The sequence below is a fragment of the Actinokineospora sp. NPDC004072 genome (assembly GCF_053604195.1).
This window is the reverse complement of record NZ_JBSGHB010000001.1, coordinates 184,099-202,132: the sequence shown is the minus strand read 5'-3', so window position 1 is coordinate 202,132 and position 18,034 is coordinate 184,099. Positions and strand designations below refer to the sequence as shown.

General features: G+C 73.6%; 19 protein-coding genes. 12 read left to right on the top strand and 7 right to left on the bottom strand.

What is annotated here, in order from left to right; all coding sequences use genetic code 11:
- Positions 1-30 precede the first annotated feature (30 nt).
- Positions 31-468 carry a DUF4383 domain-containing protein gene (locus ACWEPX_RS00880; RefSeq protein WP_451895258.1) on the top strand — a complete coding sequence of 146 codons (438 nt, stop codon included), beginning with the start codon at positions 31-33 and terminating at the stop codon, positions 466-468.
- 42 nt (positions 469-510) lie between these two features.
- Here ACWEPX_RS00880 and ACWEPX_RS00875 read toward each other — a convergent pair whose 3' ends face one another.
- A complete protein-coding gene (locus ACWEPX_RS00875; protein ID WP_451894974.1) occupies positions 511-1,071 on the bottom strand; it encodes a TetR/AcrR family transcriptional regulator in 561 nt (186 codons plus the stop codon).
- Positions 1,072-1,139: 68 nt separating this feature from the next.
- Here ACWEPX_RS00875 and ACWEPX_RS00870 point away from each other — a divergent pair, with 68 nt between their 5' ends.
- Entirely contained in the window at positions 1,140-1,706 is a 567-nt protein-coding gene (locus ACWEPX_RS00870) for a dihydrofolate reductase family protein (RefSeq protein ID WP_451894973.1), read from the top strand.
- On the opposite strand, the gene ACWEPX_RS00865 is transcribed toward ACWEPX_RS00870, so the two are convergent.
- Complete coding sequence (locus ACWEPX_RS00865) at positions 1,691-2,881, bottom strand: hypothetical protein (protein WP_451894972.1); 1,191 nt, start codon at positions 2,879-2,881, stop codon at positions 1,691-1,693. The genes ACWEPX_RS00870 and ACWEPX_RS00865 overlap by 16 nt on opposite strands.
- Positions 2,882-3,544: 663 nt before the next feature.
- Here ACWEPX_RS00865 and ACWEPX_RS00860 point away from each other — a divergent pair.
- Positions 3,545-3,952, top strand: coding sequence for a YciI family protein (locus ACWEPX_RS00860; RefSeq protein WP_451895257.1), 408 nt, complete (start codon positions 3,545-3,547; stop codon positions 3,950-3,952).
- Complete coding sequence (locus ACWEPX_RS00855) at positions 3,949-5,088, top strand: RNA polymerase sigma factor (protein WP_451894971.1); 1,140 nt, start codon at positions 3,949-3,951, stop codon at positions 5,086-5,088. Before ACWEPX_RS00860 ends, ACWEPX_RS00855 begins: the two co-directional genes overlap by 4 nt.
- A 9-nt stretch (positions 5,089-5,097) precedes the next feature.
- Here ACWEPX_RS00855 and ACWEPX_RS00850 read toward each other — a convergent pair whose 3' ends face one another.
- Positions 5,098-5,754, bottom strand: a complete 657-nt coding sequence (locus ACWEPX_RS00850; protein ID WP_451894970.1) for a maleylpyruvate isomerase N-terminal domain-containing protein — start codon at positions 5,752-5,754, stop codon at positions 5,098-5,100.
- Positions 5,755-5,788: 34 nt separating this feature from the next.
- Between ACWEPX_RS00850 and ACWEPX_RS00845 the strand changes: the two genes are divergently transcribed.
- The 3 genes from ACWEPX_RS00845 (at position 5,789) to ACWEPX_RS00835 (ending at position 9,691) form a co-directional block, all read left to right on the top strand.
- Positions 5,789-6,610, top strand: a complete 822-nt coding sequence (locus tag ACWEPX_RS00845; RefSeq protein WP_451895256.1) for an SDR family oxidoreductase — start codon at positions 5,789-5,791, stop codon at positions 6,608-6,610.
- Positions 6,611-6,757: 147 nt separating this feature from the next.
- Positions 6,758-8,395, top strand: coding sequence for a peroxidase family protein (locus ACWEPX_RS00840; protein ID WP_451894969.1), 1,638 nt, complete (start codon positions 6,758-6,760; stop codon positions 8,393-8,395).
- Between the two features lie 93 nt (positions 8,396-8,488).
- Positions 8,489-9,691, top strand: coding sequence for a tyrosine-type recombinase/integrase (locus ACWEPX_RS00835; protein ID WP_451894968.1), 1,203 nt, complete (start codon positions 8,489-8,491; stop codon positions 9,689-9,691).
- A 238-nt stretch (positions 9,692-9,929) separates the two neighbouring features.
- Here the strand turns inward: ACWEPX_RS00835 and ACWEPX_RS00830 are convergent, their stop codons facing one another.
- Both ACWEPX_RS00830 and ACWEPX_RS00825 read right to left on the bottom strand, forming a co-directional pair.
- Entirely contained in the window at positions 9,930-11,603 is a 1,674-nt protein-coding gene (locus ACWEPX_RS00830) for an EAL domain-containing protein (protein WP_451894967.1), read from the bottom strand.
- Positions 11,604-11,664: 61 nt separating this feature from the next.
- The gene (locus ACWEPX_RS00825; RefSeq protein ID WP_451894966.1) at positions 11,665-12,003 is read right to left on the bottom strand and encodes a hypothetical protein; all 339 of its coding nucleotides are present in this window, start codon (positions 12,001-12,003) and stop codon (positions 11,665-11,667) included.
- 67 nt (positions 12,004-12,070) lie between these two features.
- Here ACWEPX_RS00825 and ACWEPX_RS00820 point away from each other — a divergent pair, with 67 nt between their 5' ends.
- The 5 genes from ACWEPX_RS00820 to ACWEPX_RS00800 all read left to right on the top strand — a co-directional run bounded on the left by ACWEPX_RS00820 (position 12,071) and on the right by ACWEPX_RS00800 (position 16,662).
- Complete coding sequence (locus tag ACWEPX_RS00820; protein WP_451894965.1) at positions 12,071-12,865, top strand: glycerophosphodiester phosphodiesterase family protein; 795 nt, start codon at positions 12,071-12,073, stop codon at positions 12,863-12,865.
- A 34-nt stretch (positions 12,866-12,899) separates the two neighbouring features.
- Positions 12,900-13,727 (top strand): arylamine N-acetyltransferase family protein, encoded by an 828-nt coding sequence (locus tag ACWEPX_RS00815; protein WP_451894964.1) that lies wholly within the window; start codon positions 12,900-12,902, stop codon positions 13,725-13,727.
- A 148-nt stretch (positions 13,728-13,875) separates the two neighbouring features.
- Positions 13,876-15,285, top strand: a complete 1,410-nt coding sequence (locus tag ACWEPX_RS00810) for an MFS transporter (RefSeq protein WP_451895255.1) — start codon at positions 13,876-13,878, stop codon at positions 15,283-15,285.
- A 59-nt stretch (positions 15,286-15,344) separates the two neighbouring features.
- Positions 15,345-16,070: a thymidine kinase gene (locus tag ACWEPX_RS00805; protein WP_451895254.1), complete on the top strand. Its 726-nt coding sequence runs from the start codon at positions 15,345-15,347 to the stop codon at positions 16,068-16,070.
- A 247-nt stretch (positions 16,071-16,317) separates the two neighbouring features.
- Complete coding sequence (locus ACWEPX_RS00800) at positions 16,318-16,662, top strand: RNA polymerase-binding protein RbpA (RefSeq protein WP_451894963.1); 345 nt, start codon at positions 16,318-16,320, stop codon at positions 16,660-16,662.
- A 70-nt stretch (positions 16,663-16,732) separates the two neighbouring features.
- Here ACWEPX_RS00800 and ACWEPX_RS00795 read toward each other — a convergent pair whose 3' ends face one another.
- Both ACWEPX_RS00795 and ACWEPX_RS00790 read right to left on the bottom strand, forming a co-directional pair.
- On the bottom strand, positions 16,733-17,125 hold the full coding sequence (locus ACWEPX_RS00795) for a hypothetical protein (RefSeq protein ID WP_451894962.1): 393 nt from the start codon (positions 17,123-17,125) through the stop codon (positions 16,733-16,735).
- 126 nt (positions 17,126-17,251) lie between these two features.
- On the bottom strand, positions 17,252-18,016 hold the full coding sequence (locus ACWEPX_RS00790; RefSeq protein WP_451894961.1) for a polyprenol monophosphomannose synthase: 765 nt from the start codon (positions 18,014-18,016) through the stop codon (positions 17,252-17,254).
- Positions 18,017-18,034: the final 18 nt, after the last annotated feature.

Genomic DNA, 18,034 nt, shown 5'->3' with positions numbered 1-18,034 from the left:
GGTCACTTCGAGGAGGTCGTCATGGGCGGTATGACCGGAGCGCGGCGGGCCCGGCACCCGGGCCAGCAGGTGGCCGCGGCGGTGGGTGTGGTGTTCCTGCTGGTCGGGATCCTGGGGTTCATCCCGGGCGTCACCACGCACTACGACGAGATGCGCTTCGCCGGGCACGAGTCGGGGGCGCTGCTGCTGGGTCTGTTCCAGGTGTCGATCCTGCACAACCTGGTGCACCTGCTGTTCGGTGTGGCGGGGTTGGCGATGGCGCGGACGCTGTCGGGGGCGCGGGCGTTCCTGATCGGCGGCGGGATCATCTACCTGCTGCTGTGGCTGTACGGGTTGTTCATCGGGCATGACAGCGCGGCGAACTTCGTGCCGTTGAACTCGGCGGACAACTGGCTGCACCTGCTGCTGGGCGTGGGGATGATCGCGCTGGGTGCGCTGGTGGCGAGTCCGCGGCGGGCGCAGGTGTGAGCGGGGCGGGGCGTGCCCGGGTGGGTGCGCCCCGTTCGCTGGTCAGGTGAGGCGGTGGACGAGTTCGGTGACGAGGTGGTGGGGGTCGGGGAAGACGTCGGGGAGGGTGAGGCGTTCGAGGATGAGCCAGTTGAGGGCGAGGTAGAGCAGTTCGACGGTGGTGTGGTCGCCGGGTAGGCCGGAGTCGGTGTGGTGGGTGATGTTGGTGTCGATGTCGGCGCGGATGCGGGTGGTGAGCAGGTCGCGCAGGTGGGGGCGGCGGGTGGCTTCGAGGCGGAGTTCGAGCAGGGCGAGGTGGCCTGCGGGGAATGCGGTGACGCGGTCGATGAGCTCGTGCATGAGCTGGGTGAGCTTGTGCTGGTCGCGGGGGCCGTGGTGGACGGCGGCGAGGGTGGCGTCGTCGGGGGTGAGGCGTTCGTAGACGCGGTGGGCGACCTGGGTGAGGAGGTCGTCGCGGTTGGTGAAGTAGTTGGATGCGGTGCCGGTGGGGACGGCGGCGCGGGTGTCGACGGCGCGGAAGGTGAGGCCGCGGGCGCCGTCGCTGGCGAGGACGTCGATGGCGGCGTCGAGCAGGGCGGCGCGGCGGGTGGGGTTGTGGCGCACGGTTCTCCTTTGACACCACTACGGATGAAGTACTACGGTCTAACCAGTTCAAGCGTAGTGGAGATGGTATGCGAAAGCTTGTGTACTACGTCGGCATGTCGATCGACGGTTTCATCGCAGGTCCGGGCGACGAGGTGGACTTCTTCCCGCTGACCGAGGACGTCCTGGACTTCATCCGCACCGACTACCCCGACACCCTGCCCACCCACGTGCGCGAGCAGATGGGGGTGGACGTGCCGAACCCGAACTTCGACGTGTGCGTGCAGGGCCGCGTGACCTACGAGCCCGCGCTGGCCATCGGGATCACCAGCCCGTACGCGCACCTGCAGCAGGTGGTGGTGTCGGGCAGCCTGGCGAGCGAGGACCCGGCGGTGGAGGTGGTCTCCTCCGGGGTCGTGGAGCGCATCCGGGAGCTCAAGGCGCAGCCGGGCCGCGACATCTACCTGGCGGGCGGGGCGCGGTTGGCGGGGTCGCTGCTGGCTGAGGTGGACGCGCTGGTGCTCAAGGTGTACCCGGTGGTGGCGGGCTCGGGGGTGCCGCTGTTCAGCGCGGACTTCTCCCCCACGGCGTTCACCCTGACCGGGACGCGCACGCTGGAGCGCGGGACGGTGATCCTGACCTACGACAGGTCGTGAGGGTTCGGCGGCAGGATGGCGGCCAGGCGCTTGCGGGCGGTCTCGGCGTCGGCACCGCTGGTGAGCAGGTCCCGGACGGCGCGCAGCCAGCCTGCGCGTTGCTCCCGGGCTTTGGCGAGGTCGTCGGCGTGCGCGTCGAGCTGGGCGCGCAGCCGGTCGATGTCGGCGTGAGCGCGGTCGAGGTCGGCGCGCAGCCGGGCCCCCGCGTTGACGGCGGCGTCCCGCTCGGCCCGCGCGTCCTCGGCGCGGGCTTGGTGCAGGGCGCTGGTGTCGGCCAGGGCCTGGTTGCGGGCGCGGAGTTCGGCGAGGTCACGGGCGGCCGCCTCGACGTCGGCCCGCTGCTGGGCAAGCTCGGCGCGGGCGGCGGTGAGGTCGGTGTGCAGGGCGTCGGCCCGGGCCTGTGCGCTGTCCGCACGGTGATGGGCGGCGGTCAGCTCGGCGTCGAGGGTGTCGGCTTGGGTTTGCAGGGTGTCGATGCGGTGGTGGGCGGCGGTTAGTTGTTCGGTGGTGGTGGCGAGGTCGGCGCGGAGGGTTTCGGCGCGGGTGTGGGCGGCGCGGGCTTCTTGTTGGGCGTGGCGGGCGTGGTCGTGTTCGGCGGTGGCGGCGGCTTGGGCGGCGGCTTTGTCGCGTTCGGCTCGGGTGCGGGCGGATTCGGCGGCGCGGAGGCGGTCGAGGGCTTCGGTGCGGTCGTGACGGGCTTGGTCGGCTTCGGCGCGGGCCTGGTCGGCTGATTCGGCGGCGTGGCGGGCTTCGGCGAGGGCGGCCTCGGCGCGCTGGTCGGCGGCTTCGCGCAGGCCGCGTTCGGTGGTGGCGGCGGTTTCGGCTGCGGTGACGCGGGCGTCGGCCGCGGCGAGTTCGGTGGTGGCGGTGGCGCGGATCTCCTGGGTGGTGAGCAGCAGCTCCCGCAGCGGCTCCAGGACGCGGTCCACGGCGTCGACGAGCACGGCGGCCCCGGCGCTGAGCCCTCCCCCGCCCGGCGCCTCCTCCCCCAGTACGGCGCGTAGGGCTTCCTCGGCGGCGGCGAGCTGTCGGCAGGTGCGGCCGCCGGGCCACTCGCGTTCGGGGCAGTACTCGGCGGGCCTGCCGCCGCGGGGTCCGGGCGGCGGCAGCGGGGCGCGGCAGCGGCTGAACCCGCACAGCCCGGGCGGCGCTTTCTCGATCAGCGTGTCGATCACCCTCCCATCGTATGGTTTTGGTTTCTCAACCACAACCGAGGGTTTGAGTTCTCTAACTTCAACCTAGGTTAGCTACAGAACGAAGCTTTTGTAGCTAAGTAGTTCGGGGAGGCTCGGAGCGGGGGCGTGAGGGGTTGACCGGCGGAAACCTGGCCCGCAGAGGGTGGTTGGGCGGCAGGCTGGACATCGGGGGCAGGAGCCGGGGGCGGGCGCGGGGTGGGCTCTGGGCGACAGAGGGGCCACAGGTGGCCGAGGACTGCCAGTGGCAGAGAACTGCCAGGCGCGCGGAGACGGTCGGAGAGGTGCCAACGGGCGGAGAGAGAGAGAGGGGCAGCGGGGCAAAGGGGCAGAGCCGCCGAGGCAGCGGACTGAGACAGGAGCCGTCGAGGCACGAGCGGGCGAGACAGGGCTGGGCGCGAACAGGAGTGGGCGCCGGGAGGAGTAGGGCGGTCGATAGGGCACAGCTGGACTAGCGACAGCTGGACTAGCGATTGAGACCGCAAGGCGGGCGCGGGCAGGCCGGGGCGGGGACGGGTGGGACTGGGATGGGTGGGGCGGTCAGAAAGTTGGAAACTCGTGGCGCGGGGGTGTCGAGAATGCGGGGGTGGCGTCGTCCCAGGGGTGCAAGCGGCCGAGCGGGCCGCGACGATGGAGGAGATCGAGATGAAGTACCTGCTGCTCAAGCACTACCGCGGTGGCCCGACCCCGGCCGTGGACTGCCCGCCGATGGACCAGTGGACGCCGGAGGAGGTCGACGCGCACGTGCAGTACATGCGGGACTTCGCCGCGCGGCTGGAGGAGACCGGTGAGTTCGTCGATGGGCAGGCGTTGGCTCCCGAGGGTGCGTGGGTGCGCTACGACGGCGAGGGCCGCCCGCCGGTGACCGACGGGCCCTTCGCCGAGACCAAGGACCTCATCGCCGGGTGGATGGTCATCGACGTGGAGTCCTGGGAGCGGGCCGTCGAGCTGGCCGGGGAGCTGTCGGCGGCGCCGGGGGTCGGGGGGCGGCCGATCCACGAGTGGCTGGAGGTGCGGCCGTTCCTGGCCCACCAGCCCGCGGCCGCGGAATGAACCAGGCCCTGCTGCGCGAGCTGGTGCCCGCGGTGATCGGCGTCCTCGTCCGCCGCGGCGCGGAGTTCGCCGCGGCCGAGGACGCCGTGCAGGAGGCGCTGATCCAGGCGCTGCGGGTCTGGCCGCGGGAGCAGCCGCGGGACCCGAAGGGGTGGCTGGTGGCGGTGGCGTGGCGCAAGTTCCTCGACGCCGCCCGCGCCGAGGCGGCCCGGCGGGGGCGGGAGCTGGCCGTGCAGGTCGAGCCCCCGGCCGGGCCTGCCCCCGAGGTCGACGACACGCTGCGCCTGTACTTCCTGTGCGCGCACCCCACCCTGCCGCGCGCGGCGGCCGTGGCGTTGACGCTGCGCGCGGTCGGGGGGCTGACGACCCGCCAGATCGCGGCGGCGCACCTGGTGCCGGAGGCGACGATGGCCCAGCGGATCAGCCGGGCCAAGCGGCGCATCGCCGGGCTGGCGCTGGACCAGCCCGGCGACCTGCCGACGGTGCTGCGCGTGCTGTACCTGGTGTTCAACGAGGGCTACGGCGGTGATGTGGACCTGGCGGCCGAGGCGATCCGGCTGGCCCGCCAGCTCGCCGCGCGCACCGACGAGCCCGAGGTCGCCGGGCTGCTGGCGCTGATGCTGCTGCACCACGCCCGCCGCGCCTCGCGCACCGGGCCGGGTGGGCGGCTGGTGCCGCTGGCCGAGCAGGACCGGACCCGTTGGGACACGGCGATGATCGCCGAGGGGGTGGCGGTGCTGCAGGCGGCGCTGGCCCGCGACCGGCTCGGCGAGTACCAGGCGCAGGCGGCCATCGCCGCCCTGCACGCCGACGCCCCCAGCACGGCCGAGACCGACTGGGTGCAGATCGTGGAGTGGTACGACGAGCTGGTCCGGATCACCGGCAGCCCCGTGGCCGCGCTCAACCGCGCCGTGGCCGTCGGGGAGGCCGACGGACCCCGCGCCGGTCTGGCCGCGCTGGCGGAGCTGAGCCCGGATCTGCCCCGCCACGCCGCCGCGCGCGCCTACCTCCACGAGCGCGCGGGCGACCACCGCACCGCCGCCGACCTCTACGCCGAGGCCGCCCGCGCCGCGACCAGCGTGCCCGAGCGCGACCACCTCACCCGTGAGGCCGCCCGGGTCCGCCAGCTCGCCTGACCCGGGCGGTCAGCCGATGACGAACGGCAGCCGCTCCCCCAGCTCGCCCAAGGCGGCCCGCTCCTGCGCGGTGGCGGGGCGCCGCCCGGTGCCGATCTGCAGGACGGCCGTGTCGGACAGCTCGGCCGGGAAGGGGGCGCCTGCGATGGTGTCGAGCATGGCGCGGCTGCGGGCCAGGGCCGCCGCGGGCGGGTCGGCGGCCTCGGGCAGGTGGGCGATGAGGTCGAGGTGGTGCAGGGTCCACTCCAGGACGTAGGCGTCGAGGAAGTCGGCGGTGGTCAGGACCTGGTCGCGGGTGCTCACCGGCTGGGCCGGGTCGGCCAGGGTGGCGGCGCGGGCGGCGGCGGAGCCGATGTCGTCGAGGTGGAACTTGAGCAGCCAGGGCTCCTGGTAGGCGGCGGCGAGGCGGACGGTGAGGGCGTCGAGGGGGTCGTCGCCGGTGGGCGGGGTGCTGGAGACCTGCCAGTAGGTGGTGGCGTCGCGGGTGGGGGCGGTGTCGGCGGGGGTGGCCAGGGTGATCAGGACGTCCTGGGCGTCGATGATGAGGTGGCAGACCAGGTCGCGCACGAGCCACCCGGCGCAGCCGGAGGGTTGGGTGAGGTCGGCGTCGGTGAGGTCGGCGACGGCGGCGCGCAGGGCGGCCCAGGAGGGCGTGAACAGATCCACACCTCGCACGGTAGCCGCTAGGCTGCGGGGCGTGATGCGGCGGAGGTACCCGGTGATCGGCCTGGACGGGGCCGTGGTGGTGGTGACCGGGGGCGCGCGGGGGATCGGGTTGGCGACGGCGCGGGCGTTCGCCGCGGCGGGGGCGGTGGTGTGGTCGGGGGATCTGGATGTGCCCGCCGGGGAGCGCGGGCGCAGGCTGGATGTGACCTCGCGGGAGTCCTACGCCGCGTTCGTCGACGAGGTCCTGGCCGCGCACGGGCGCATTGATGTGCTGGTCAACAACGCGGGTGTGATGCCGTTGGGCGGGTTCCTGGAGGAGCCCGAGGCGTTGTCGCGGTTGACGATGGATGTGAACGTGTGGGGGGTGCTGCACGGGTTGCGGCTGGTGCTGCCGGGGATGCTGGCGCGCGGGCACGGGCACGTGGTGACGATCGCGTCGATGGCGGGGAAGATCCCGATTCCGGGGATGGCGGTCTACAACGCCAGCAAGTTCGCCGCGCTGGGGCTCAGCGCGGCGGTGCGGCGGGAGTTCGCCGACAGCGGGGTGAGCGTGAGCGCGGTGCTGCCCGCCGCGGTGCGCACCGAGTTGTCCAGCGGCGCCCCGGCCGGGCGCGGGTTGGCGCTGGTGGAGCCGGAGGCGGTGGCCGCGGCGGTGGTGCGCAGCGTGCGGACGCGGCGGGCGGAGATCCCGGTGCCCGGCTACCTGGCGGCCTGGGACGTGCTGGCCGCGCTCGCCCCGGAGCCGGTGATGCGGCTGCTGCGCGCCCTGGCCGACGACCGGCGGGCGCTGACCGGGCTGGACCGGGGCGCGCGGGCCGGTTATGCCGAGCGGATCGCGCGCCAGGCCGATCTTTAGCGAATTGCGGCGAATCGGAATTTGTTGCAGATCTCGTCAACTCCGGGGCTGCCGGTTGGGGATTCCGGTAGCCTCGGATGCAGCGGAGTTGCCGGTTTCCTGGGGAGGAAAGCGACCGGGCTCCGGAATTCACCTGGGGGAGTTTTGATGAATCGCCATGCCAGGAGCAGTTTCTTCGTCGTGGGCGAAGGGGTGCTCGACACCGACGACCGGGGCGCGCCGATCACGCGCACGCCCTCCACCGCCGAGGAGCTGCGCCGGTTCCGGTTCTCGCGGCTGGGGCCCAAGGGCCCGCGCGTGCCCGAGGAGCTGCGGGTGGCGCTGGCCGAGGCGATCACCGACGCCGAGGCGGCGCACCCGGACGACACGGTCCCGGCCGGGTTCACCTACCTGGGCCAGTTCGTCGACCACGACCTGACGATGGACCGCACCGAGACGCAGCTGGGCAGCGACGTCACCCTCGACGAGCTGGTGCAGGGCCGCTCCCCCGCGCTCGACCTGGACTCGGTGTACGGGCGGGGGCCCCACGACGCCAACGACGCGAAGTTCTACGCCGAGGACAAGGTGCGGCTGAAGATGGGCACCACGATCGCCTCGGCGTTCCCGGACGAGCGGGTCGCGGTCGACCTGGCCGGGTTCGACCTGCCGCGGGTGGGCGGCACCGGGGGGACGCTGGCCGACCGGCGGCTGCCGCTGATCCCGGACCCGCGCAACGACGAGAACCTGGTCATCGCGCAGACGCACCTGGCGTTCATCCGCTTCCACAACCGGGTCGTGGAGCACTTGGCGCTGCGCGGGATCGCCGAGCGCAGGCTGTTCGAGGCGGCGCGGGAGCAGGTGGTCAAGCACTACCAGTGGATGCTGCGCACGGACTTCCTGCCGCGGGTGGTGGACCCGCAGATCGTTTCGGAGGTGTTCACCCGGGGCAGGCGGTTCTTCGAGTCCCCGCACCGGGGGCGGCGGCCCACCATGCCCATCGAGTTCGCCGTGGCCGCCTACCGGATGGGCCACAGCATGGTGCGCGGGGCCTACCAGTGGAACCGGGTGTTCCGCTCGGAGGGGCCGGGGCCGATCGCGTCGCTGCTGCTGCTGTTCACCTTCACCGGGGTGTCGGGCAACTTCGCAGGCGGCGGGGTGTCCGAACTGGACGACCCGAACTCCGGGACGGTGGACCGGCTGCCGACGAACTGGATCGCCGACTTCCGCAGGCTCTACGACTTCACCGAGGTCGACCGGCCGGACCTGGCGCCGCCGCCGGGCGGGGGCAACGTGACCAAGCGCATCGACACGCTGCTGGTCGACCCGCTGGCCCAGCTCCCGGCGGGCACCTTCGCCGGGCGGGGCACGGCGTTCCCGGAGATCGCCCGCAACCTGGCCTTCCGCAACCTGTCGCGGGCGTCGATGATCGAGCTGGCGACGGGCCAGCAGATGGCGCGGCTGTTCGGGGTGGCGCCGCTGACCCGCGAGCAGATCATCGACGGCAACGGCGGGGCGAGCCTGGCCGGGCTGACCGACGCCCAGCGGGCCACCGTCGCCGAGGCCACGCCGCTGTGGTTCTACGTGCTGCGCGAGGCCGAGTTCGGCGGCGGGCGGCTGGGCGCGGTCGGCGGGCGGATCGTGGCGGAGGTGTTCCACCGGGCGATGGAGGGCTCGCGCACCTCGATCGTGCGGGAGCCGAGCTGGCGGCCGTCGCTGGGTCCGGACGCGCAGACCTTCCGGATGACCGACCTGCTGCTGTTCGCCTTCGAGGGCAAGGCCGACCTGCTCAACCCGCTGGGCGACTAGCGGGGGCGGCCCCCTGCCGCGGCCGGGCGGGGCTGGGCGAGCGGACACCGCCTCGCCAGGCGCCTGCCGCGGTGGGGGCCGTAGGGTCGCGGCGTGTCGAACGATCTTGCGCCGCGGCCCGACGGCGGCGGCCCGTGGCCGGGGGTGGCCGATCCGGTGGGGCTGCTCGGCGAGATCGCCGAGTGGCTGGCCGGGTACGGCAACCCGGCCACGCGGCGCACCTACGCCGAGGGCCTGGGGTTGCCGGTGAGCGCGGCGGACCTGCGCGGCTGGCACACCGACGAGCCGCCCGGGTGGGCGGCTGCGCTGGCCCGCTACGCCCGCGCCCTGGGCATCCCGGCCCCGCGCGAGACCCCCGCGGGGCCGCCGCCCGCCGCGCGCGGGCGGTTGCGGGGGCTGCACTGGTTCCGCTGGTGCGCCTCGCGCGGGGTCGACCCGTGCCAGGCGCGCTCGGGCGAGGTGAAGGCGTGGCTGGCGGAGCTGGCGCAGGCGCGGGCCGCGGTGGCCACGCGCGACCGGCTGCTGGCCACGGTCAAGGCCCTCTACACGCACCTGGCCGACACCGGCCGGGTGGCGGGCAACCCGGCGGCGCTGGACCGCAGGCGGCTGGGGCTTGCGGTGCCCGCCGATTCGACCACCGGCACGATCAGCCTCACCACCGCGCAGGTGCGCGCCCTCTACGACACCGCGGCGGCGCCGCGGCGCGGGGCGGGGCCGCTGGACACCGCGCGGGCGGCTGCGGTGGTGGCGCTGTTCACCCTGGGGCTGCGGGTCGGGGAGATCTGCGCGCTGGACCGCGGTGACCTGCACGTGACGCGGGGTCGGCGGGCGCTGCGGGTGCGGGGCAAGGGCGGCAAGACGCGGGTGGTGTACCTGCACGCGCTGGCCGAGTCCGCGATCGGGGAGTACCTGCGGGCGCGCGACGCCGCCGCGGGGGCGCTGCCCGCGCGGCGGGACCGGGCGCTGCTGGACAGCCCGCTGCTGCTGACCCGGGGCGGGACGCGCTACCAGCGGCAGGCGGTGTGGCAGCTGCTGCGGCGGTTGGCGGCCGCAGGCGGACCGCAGTTGCAGGACGTGGCCTCGGCGATGCATCCGCACGCGCTGCGCCACTTCTACGTGACCACGGCGGTGGAGGCGGGTGCGCAGCTGGTGCACGTGCAGGCCGATGTGGGGCACACCAGCGTGGACACCACCGAGCAGGTCTACAACAGCGCCGCGCGCGACCCGCAGCGCAGCGCGGTCGATCTGGTCGGCGAGGCGTTGCGCCCCCCGAACAGCCGCACGCCGTCACTCTAATTGCGGCATACCAAGGTCGTTTCGCGGTAGAATTGTCACGCGCCGCACCGGAAAGGCCACTCGGCCGGGTCCGGATGCCAGGGGGGTGCGCGGCGCAGACACGAATGGGGGATGGTGTCATGGCTGTCCGTATCGACCGCGAGTGGGCGAGCACGCAGAGCGCGCTCTAACCGAAATCACCCGCGAACGCGACCCGGCCCCCGCCGCACACCCTGCGGCGGGGGCCGGGTCGCGTCGATCAGGATTCGAGCGTCTGCAGGTCCTGCATCAGCGTCGGGCGGCGCATCCACGTGCCGTGCGGGCGCGACAGCAGCGCCGACAGCGGCTCCGGCTTGCCCAGGTGGAAGCCCTGCGCCACCCGCACCCCCAGCCGCGAGAGCGCCTCGACCTGGGTGGCGCGCTCCACCCACTCGGCCACCACCGACAGCCCCAGGCCGCGGGCGATCTCCACCAGCCCCTGCACCAGCACGGTGTCCCGGGAGCCGTAGTCGATGCCGTGCACGAACTCCCCGTCGATCTTCAACCCGGTGATCGGCAGCTCCTTGAGGTGCACGAACGAGCCGAACCCGGAGCCGAAGTCGTCCAGGGTGATCCGGCAGCCCGAGGCCCGCAGCTGCTGGGCCAGGCTGCGGGCGGCGTCGAGGTTGGTCACCGCCGCGGTCTCGGTGATCTCGAACCCCAGCCTGCCCGGCGCCACCCCCGCCGCGGTCAGCCGGTCGAGCACGAAGTCGCCGAAGTCCTCGTCCTCCAGCGTCCGGCCGGAGACGTTGACGTTGAACCGCAGACCCGGGTACGGGTGCTCCACCAGCGTCTCGATCGCCTTGCCCGCCACCCACCGGTCGATCTCGCACACCAGGTCGCTGCGCTCGGCGGCCAGCAGGAACTCCCCCGGCCCCAGCGCGGGCTCGCGCCCGTCCTCCAGGCGCAGCAGCAGCTCGTGGCCGATCACCCGGCCGCTGGCCAGCTTCACCATCGGCATCGCGTGCAGGGCGAACCCGCCGTCGCGCAGCGCCGCGCGCACCCGCTCGACCACCGTCACCCGCAGCGCGGTGTCCTGGTAGTGGCCCTGCTCGTAGACCGTGGCCCGGTTGCGGCCCGCCGCCTTGGAGGCGTACAGCGCCATGTCGGCGTTGGCCAGCACCTCCTGCCAGGACACCCCGGAGTCGAACGGGGCGATGCCGATGCTGACGGTGATGCGGCCCGTCCCGGCCACCCCGGTCAGCGGAACCGCGGCGATGGCGTTGCGCAGCCGGTCGGCCACCGCCACCGCGGCCCGCTCGTCGATGCCCGGCAGCACCGCGGCGAACTCGTCGCCGGACAACCGGCCCAGCACCTGGCGGCTGCCGATGCGGTCGCGCAGCAGCGAGGCCAGCGTGCACATCACCTTGTCGCCGGTAGGGTGCCCGTGCAGGTCGTTGACGTCCTTGAAGTGGTCGAGATCCAGCAGCAGGAACGCCCCGCGCGCCCCCAGCGAGAGCTGCCGCTCCAGCTCGCGGGTCAACGCCCGCCGGTTGGGCAGCCCGGTCAGCGGGTCCTCGTCCACCAGCCGCAGCAGCTCGTCCTGGCGGCCCGCCAGCCCGCCCGCCTCCAGCTCCCGCGCCCGCCAGTGCGTCACGTCCACCGCCCGGTACAGCAGGCGCTCGCCGTCCACCGCGGTGCAGCGGATCTCCAGCCACCGGTAGCCGTCCACGCCCGGCAGCGGCACCACGGTGCCCTCCCCCGCGCTGGGCTCGTCCGGGGCGCCCGCCAGCAGCGCGGTCAGCGACCGCCCCGCGCAGCGCTCGACGGCCACGCCGATCAGCCCGGCCATCACCGGGTTCACCCACAGCACCCGGCCCTGCTGGTCGGTCAGCGCGTAGCCGGTGTCGGTGGCCGCCAGTACCGCCGCCGCAGCGGCCCAGTCGTCCGTCACCCGGTCACCCTCACCCGTTTCCGTGGGGACATGGGCACGTAGCGTAGTGGACGGGTGATCGTCAGCGTAGCCGCTCGGCCGCTTTCGCCGCGAAACCGATCTCCGCGGCCAGCGCGGCCAGCTCCGCGGGGTCGGCCCCGTCCTGGACCGCGGTCACCACATCCTCGGCCGCGCACCGCAGCGCGAACAGCCGATCCTGCAGGTCGGCGACCTCGGCGGCGGAGAGCACCACCGCGTCCTCGGGCAGCCCGCCGCGCTGCACCACGCCCCGCCGCTCGTAGGCCCGCTGCCTGCACGCCTGCCCGCAATAGCGGCGCGGCCGCCCCGCCGCGGCCGCGTCCGGCAGCGCCGACCCGCACCAGCCGCAGTGCCGCGCCCGCCGGGTGGAAACCCTCACCATGCCCGCGACGCTAGCCCGACACCGGTCGTGCACCACACCGCCACGCCGCTGAGGCAGACTCGACGACGTGCCCACACACGGCTTCCTCACCGGCCCGCACCCGCGCGCGTTCGTCCACCGCGGCTGGCACTCCGCCGTGCCCGGGGAGGACATGCACGGCATGGAGAACTCCCTGGCCGCCTTCCGCCGCGCCGTCGCCGAGGGCTACCGCTACCTGGAGACCGACGTGCACGCCACCCGCGACGGCGTCGTCGTGGTCCAGCACGACCCGCGCCTGGACCGCACCACCGACGCCACCGGCGAGGTCGCTGCCCTGCCCTGGTCGAGCGTGCGCGCCGCCCGCATCGGCGGCCGCGAGCCCATCGCCCGCCTGGAGGACGCCCTGGAGGAGTGCCCGCAGGCGCTGTTCAACATCGACGTCAAAGCCGACTCCGCCGTCGAACCGCTGCTGGCGGTGCTGCGCCGCACCAGGGCCTTCGACCGGGTGTGCGTGGCCTCCTTCTCCGAAGCCCGCCTGGCCCGCGTGCGCAAGCTCGCCGGGCCGCAGGTGCTGACCTCGCTGGGCATGCGCGCCACCGCCCTGCTGTGGGCCTGCGGGCGGCTGCCCGCCTGGCGCGCGCGCCCCGGGTCCGCCCGCCCGCCGCTGGCCCAGGTGCCGGTGCGCCACGGCGCGCTCACCGTCGTCGACCGCCGCTTCATCGCCGCGGCCCGCCGCCGCGGCGGGGAGGTGCACGTGTGGACCATCGACGAGCCCGCCGAGATGCACCGGCTGCTCGACCTGGGCGTCGACGGGCTCATGACCGACCGGCCGCAGGCGCTCAAGGACGTGCTCATCGAACGCGGGCTCTGGGCGCGCGCTTGACCTCCAGCGCGGTGGAGGTGATCAGCTCTCACCCGTGAGCATCGCACTGGACTACGACCCCGACGCCGCCACCGACTGGGGCGTCGACGCCCTGGACTTACCGGCCTACCTGGCGCGCATCGACCACCCGCACGTCGGCGCCCCCACCGCCGAGGCGCTGCGCGGGCTGCACGCCGCGCACGTGGCGGCCATCCCGTTCGAGAACGTCGACGTGCTCACCGGCCGCCACCCGGGCGTCCGGCTGCCCGCCGTGGCCGACAAGCTCGTCACCCGCCGCCGCGGCGGCTACTGCTTCGAGCACGCCACCCTCTTCGCCGCCGCCCTGGAACGCCTCGGCTACCCGGTGCGCCGCCAGCTCGCCCGCGTGCACCCGCAGGGCTCCGGGGCGCGCACCCACATGATGCTGCTGGTCGACACCGACGAGGGCACCCACCTGGCCGACGTCGGGTTCGGGGCCAGCATGTGGGCGCCGGTGCCGCTGGTCGACGGGGTGGAGGTCGACCAGGCCGGGTGGGCCACCCGGCTGGTGGCGCTGCCCGGCGGCCGCTGGGTGCTCGTGCGCCGCACCGAGGAGGGCTGGACCGCCGAGCACGAGTTCACCGACGGCCCGCCGCTGCGCCAGGTCGACCTCGACGTCGCCCACCACTTCACCGCCACCGGACCCGAGTCCCCCTTCATCAAGAAGCTGCTGGTCAAGCGGCTGCAGCCGGGCATGGCCACCACCCTGCACGGCCAGGACCTGACCGTGCGGCACGCCGACGGCGGGGTGGAGACCCGCGTGGTGGCCCACGCCGAGCTGCCGGAGCTGCTGGTGGAGCTGGGCCTGGAGCTGGCCGACGACGAGCTGGCCGCGCTGCGGTGAACGCCGGGTGTCCCGGCCGTGCTGGGGGTGCGGCCGGGACGCAACGGTTGGGACTCGGCGCGACCGGCGGCCGGGCCCGGCCGCTAGTCTCCCGCGTGCCGGTGTGATCTCCGGCGCAGGCAGGACCGCGCGGAGGCGGCGAGTGAGCATGGTGGAGCAGGGCCCGGCAACCGATCCGGCCACGCGCAGGCGCGAGCAGCGCGGCTGGGTCTGGTACGACTTCGCCAACTCGGTGTTCCCCACCTCGGTGATCACCGTGTTCGGCTCGCTCTACCTCACCGCCGTGGCCGGGGACGCCGCCCTGGCCGACACCGCCCGCAACGGCCCCACCCCCTGCATCGGGCCGGACGGGGCGGCCAACAAGCTGGTCAACTGCGACATCGGCCTGTTCGGGCTGGAGTTCGCCGCCGGGTCGCTGTGGGGCTACCTGCTCTCCTTCGCCACCGTCATCCAGGTGCTGGTGGTGCCGCTGGTCGGGGCCATCGCCGACCGCTCGGCGCGCAAGAAGTCCATGCTCGCCGGGTTCGCCTTCGGCGGCGCCGCGGTCACCATGGCCATCGCGCTGGTCGCGGGCACCAACTGGGAACTGGGCGTCGTGCTGTTCGTGCTGGGCAACATCGGCTACGGCACCTCGATCGCCATCTACTACTCGTTCATCCCCGAGATCGCCACCGCCGACGAGCGCGACGCGCTGTCCACCCGCGGCTGGGCCTTCGGCTACCTCGGCGGCGGCATCGCGCTGGGCCTGCAGCTGGTGCTGGTGCTCTTCGGCGAGGGCATCGGCATCGACAAGGACGCTTCAGCGCGCATCGCCTTCCTCACCTCCGGCATCTGGTGGGCGCTGTTCACCCTGATCCCGCTGCGCGCGCTGCGCAACCACCCGCCCGCCGCCGCGCCCCGCTCGGGCTCGGTGGTCGCCGCCGGGTTCAAGGAGCTGGGCGCGACCCTGCGCGACGCGCGCCGCTTCCCGCTGACCCTGGCGTTCCTGGGCACCTACCTCATCTACACCGACGGCATCGCCTCGGTGGCCAACCTCTCGGCCCAGTACGGCAGCGAGGAGCTGCGCTTCGACGACCAGGTGCTGATCACCACCATCCTCATCGTGCAGTTCGTGGCCTTCCTCGGCGGCGTGCTGCACGGGCGCCTGGCCCGCGTCTTCGGCACCAAGAAGACGATCATGGGCAGCCTGGCGGTGTGGGTGGTGGTGCTGTGCCTGGCCTACTTCGTCCAGGCCGGGCAGCAGCTGCAGTTCTACGCCCTGGCCGGGGGCATCGGGCTGGTGCTGGGCGGCACGAACGCGCTGTCGCGGTCGCTGTTCAGCCAGATGATCCCGCCGGGCAAGCAGGCCCAGTACTTCTCCGTCTACGAGGTCGGCGAGCGCGCCACCTCCTGGCTGGGCCCGCTGGTGTTCGCCGTGACCGCCGATGCCACCGGCTCCTACCGCTACGCCATCCTGTCGCTGATCGCGTTCTTCGCCATCGGGTTCGCGCTGCTGTACTTCGTGCCGGTGCGCCGGGCCATCGAGGCCGTGGGCAACCCGGTGCCCGCCAAGCTGTGATCGGGCGGGCCGCCATCGGGGTGCACCAGCGGTGACTAAGGTCGGGGCCCGTGACCGAGATGAGCCCCGACCCCGACCCGACCGACGCGCTGTCCCCCGCGCCGCGCGAGCTGCCGGTCATCGGGCACCTGCGCTTCTACTACGGGCCGATGGACTGCGGGAAGTCCACGCTGGCCCTGCAGGTCGACCACAACCAGTCCCGGCAGGGCCGCCAGGGGATGCGGCTGGTGTCCCGGGACCGCTCGGGGCAGCCGCGCATCTCCAGCCGCATCGGCATCGCCCGCCAGGCGGTGGAGCTGGAGGCGGGCACCGACCTGCGCGAGCTGGTGCGCGCCCGGTGGGCGGCGGGGGCGCGGGTGGACTACCTCATCGTCGACGAGGCCCAGTTCCTCGAACCCGCCCAGGTCGACCAGCTCGCCGAGCTGGCCGACGACTACCAGGTCGACGTGTACTGCTTCGGCCTGGCCAGCGACTTCCGCAGCCGCCTGTTCCCCGGGGCGGCGCGGCTGGTGGAGCTGGCCGACGAGCTGCGGCCGGTGCAGGTGGACGTGCTGTGCTGGTGCGGGCTCCCGGCCCGGTTCAACGCCCGCGTGGTCGACGGGCGCATCGTGCGCGAGGGGGACACCGTCCTCGTCGCCGACACCGCCCCGACGCGCACGCAGCGTGATCCGGCCGAGACCGCACCGTCAGCTACGGTGCGTTATCAAGTGTTGTGCAGGCGTCACTTTCGGCTCGGTGACCTCGGCGCGGAGCGCGGCGTGCAGGGGCAATTGTCCTTCGCGTGATCGTCCGGCGCCCGCTGGTCGGTCCCCCGCGAGGGTGATCTCGAGCGCATGTTGTCCGAAAGAGGCGTCATGCGCCTGGCGCGGTGGCATCCCCTAGGTGGATAAGGTGGATGCTGTTGTTGACGGGTGAAACTTGTCACCCTGAGCGATGGTGACGGGTACTCGGGAATCATTCACCCGCTACGGTCGTTGCACAGGGTGAGCAAGACCCGGGCTCTGTCTGTCGGGCCGAGTGAAAGGACGCGCCATGGCCGATCGTGTGCTTCGTGGTAGCAGGTTGGGAGCGGTCAGCTACGAGACTGACCGCAATCACGATCTCGCCCCGCGCCGAACCGTCCGCTACGCCTGCCCCAAGAACCACGACTTCGAGGTCCCCTTCTCCGACGACGCCGAGGTGCCGCCGGTGTGGGAGTGCAGGCTGCACGGCCTGGAGTCGAAGATGATCGACGGCAGCATGCCGGAGCCGAAGAAGGCCAAGCCGCCGCGCACCCACTGGGACATGCTGCTCGAGCGCCGCTCCATCCCCGAGCTGGAGGAGCTGCTCACCGAGCGGCTGGCCGAACTGCGCGGCCGCCGCAGCCGCTCCGCCTGACCGCCCTGCGTCCACCTGAACCGACGGCCGCCCGGACTCCCCCCAGCCGGGCGGCCGTCTCTTTGCGCGCTCAGCCCGCGGCGCGCTCGCGCCTGCGCACCCGCACCGCCAGCGCCACCCCGCCCACCGCCGAGGCCGCCAGCAGCAGCCAGGCGTCGGAGGGGTGTCCGCCGTGGTCGAGGTCCATCGCGTGGTTGTAGGCGTGGAAGGTGTTGGTGAAGACGAACCCGGCCAGCACCACCGCCACCGCGTCGCGCCACACCAGCGCCAGCAGCATCGTCAGCCCGATGCCGATCTGGAACACCCCGGCGTCGTGCAGGAAGTGCCGGTGGTCGGGCCAGTTGGTGAACCGGGCGAACCCGGCCGGGTCCAGCCACGCCCACCAGCCGGTCACCAGCACCGTCGCCGCCAGCAGCACCACCGCCACCGCCACGAACGGGTGCACCCGACGCGCTTGCGCCATGTCGTCCTCCTCCTCCGGGTTCCCTGCCCACACTGGACGGGGGGGACGGGAGAGGGTGTGACAGTGCGGCAGGACCGCACCGGTGCCCAGCGTCCGGGACCTGGAGCGGGGCACCGGTGCGGGGCTCTAGCGGCGCAGCAGCGACCGCAGCTGGGTGGCGCGGCGGCGCAGGCCCCACTTGGTGACCCGCAGCAGCGCCTCGCGCACGATGTTGCCGCTCATCTTCGACTCGCCGCGCACGCGCTCGACGAAGGTGATGGGCACCTCCGCCACGGTGAACCCGGCCTCGATGGTGCGCCAGGCCAGGTCGACCTGGAAGCAGTAGCCCTGCGAGGCCACGTTGTGCAGCTTCAGCGTCTCCAGCACCCGGCGGCGGAAGGCCCGGTAGCCGCCGGTGATGTCGCGCACGCGCGTGCCCAGCGCGAGCTGGCAGTAGACGTTGCCGCCGCGGGAGAGCAGCTGGCGGCTCAGCGGCCAGTCCACCGTCTTGCCGCCGCGGGTGTAGCGCGAGCCCAGCGCCAGGTCGGCGGACTTGAGCGCCTCCAGCAGCCGGGGCAGGTCCTCGGGGGCGTGGGAGCCGTCGGCGTCCATCTCCACGACCACCGCGTAGTCGCGCTCCAGCGCCCAGGTGAACCCGGCGATGTAGGCCGCGCCCAGCCCGGCCTTCTCGGTGCGGTGCAGCACGTGGATGCGCTCGTCGGCGGCGGCCATCGCGTCGGCGACGTCGCCGGTGCCGTCGGGGCTGCCGTCGTCGACGACGAGCACGTGGGTGGCGGGCAGGGCCGCGTGCAGCCGCTCCACGATGGGCCCGATGTTCTCGCGCTCGTTGTAGGTGGGGATCACCACCAGCACGGGGTCTAGCGGGCCGTGGTCGGGCAGCTGGTCGGCCATGGGGTCGAGTTCCTCTCG

What these genes read in the sequence shown, in the direction of transcription:
- ACWEPX_RS00880 (WP_451895258.1), top strand. Translation starts at nt 31, where the DNA reads ATGACCGGAGCGCGGCGGGCCCGGCACCCGGGCCAGCAGGTGGCCGCG.
- ACWEPX_RS00870 (WP_451894973.1), top strand. Translation starts at nt 1,140, where the DNA reads ATGCGAAAGCTTGTGTACTACGTCGGCATGTCGATCGACGGTTTCATC.
- ACWEPX_RS00860 (WP_451895257.1), top strand. Translation starts at nt 3,545, where the DNA reads ATGAAGTACCTGCTGCTCAAGCACTACCGCGGTGGCCCGACCCCGGCC.
- ACWEPX_RS00855 (WP_451894971.1), top strand. Translation starts at nt 3,949, where the DNA reads ATGAACCAGGCCCTGCTGCGCGAGCTGGTGCCCGCGGTGATCGGCGTC.
- ACWEPX_RS00845 (WP_451895256.1), top strand. Translation starts at nt 5,789, where the DNA reads ATGCGGCGGAGGTACCCGGTGATCGGCCTGGACGGGGCCGTGGTGGTG.
- ACWEPX_RS00840 (WP_451894969.1), top strand. Translation starts at nt 6,758, where the DNA reads ATGAATCGCCATGCCAGGAGCAGTTTCTTCGTCGTGGGCGAAGGGGTG.
- ACWEPX_RS00825 (WP_451894966.1), bottom strand. Translation starts at nt 12,003, where the DNA reads ATGGTGAGGGTTTCCACCCGGCGGGCGCGGCACTGCGGCTGGTGCGGG.
- ACWEPX_RS00810 (WP_451895255.1), top strand. Translation starts at nt 13,876, where the DNA reads ATGGTGGAGCAGGGCCCGGCAACCGATCCGGCCACGCGCAGGCGCGAG.
- ACWEPX_RS00805 (WP_451895254.1), top strand. Translation starts at nt 15,345, where the DNA reads ATGAGCCCCGACCCCGACCCGACCGACGCGCTGTCCCCCGCGCCGCGC.
- ACWEPX_RS00800 (WP_451894963.1), top strand. Translation starts at nt 16,318, where the DNA reads ATGGCCGATCGTGTGCTTCGTGGTAGCAGGTTGGGAGCGGTCAGCTAC.
- ACWEPX_RS00795 (WP_451894962.1), bottom strand. Translation starts at nt 17,125, where the DNA reads ATGGCGCAAGCGCGTCGGGTGCACCCGTTCGTGGCGGTGGCGGTGGTG.
- ACWEPX_RS00790 (WP_451894961.1), bottom strand. Translation starts at nt 18,016, where the DNA reads ATGGCCGACCAGCTGCCCGACCACGGCCCGCTAGACCCCGTGCTGGTG.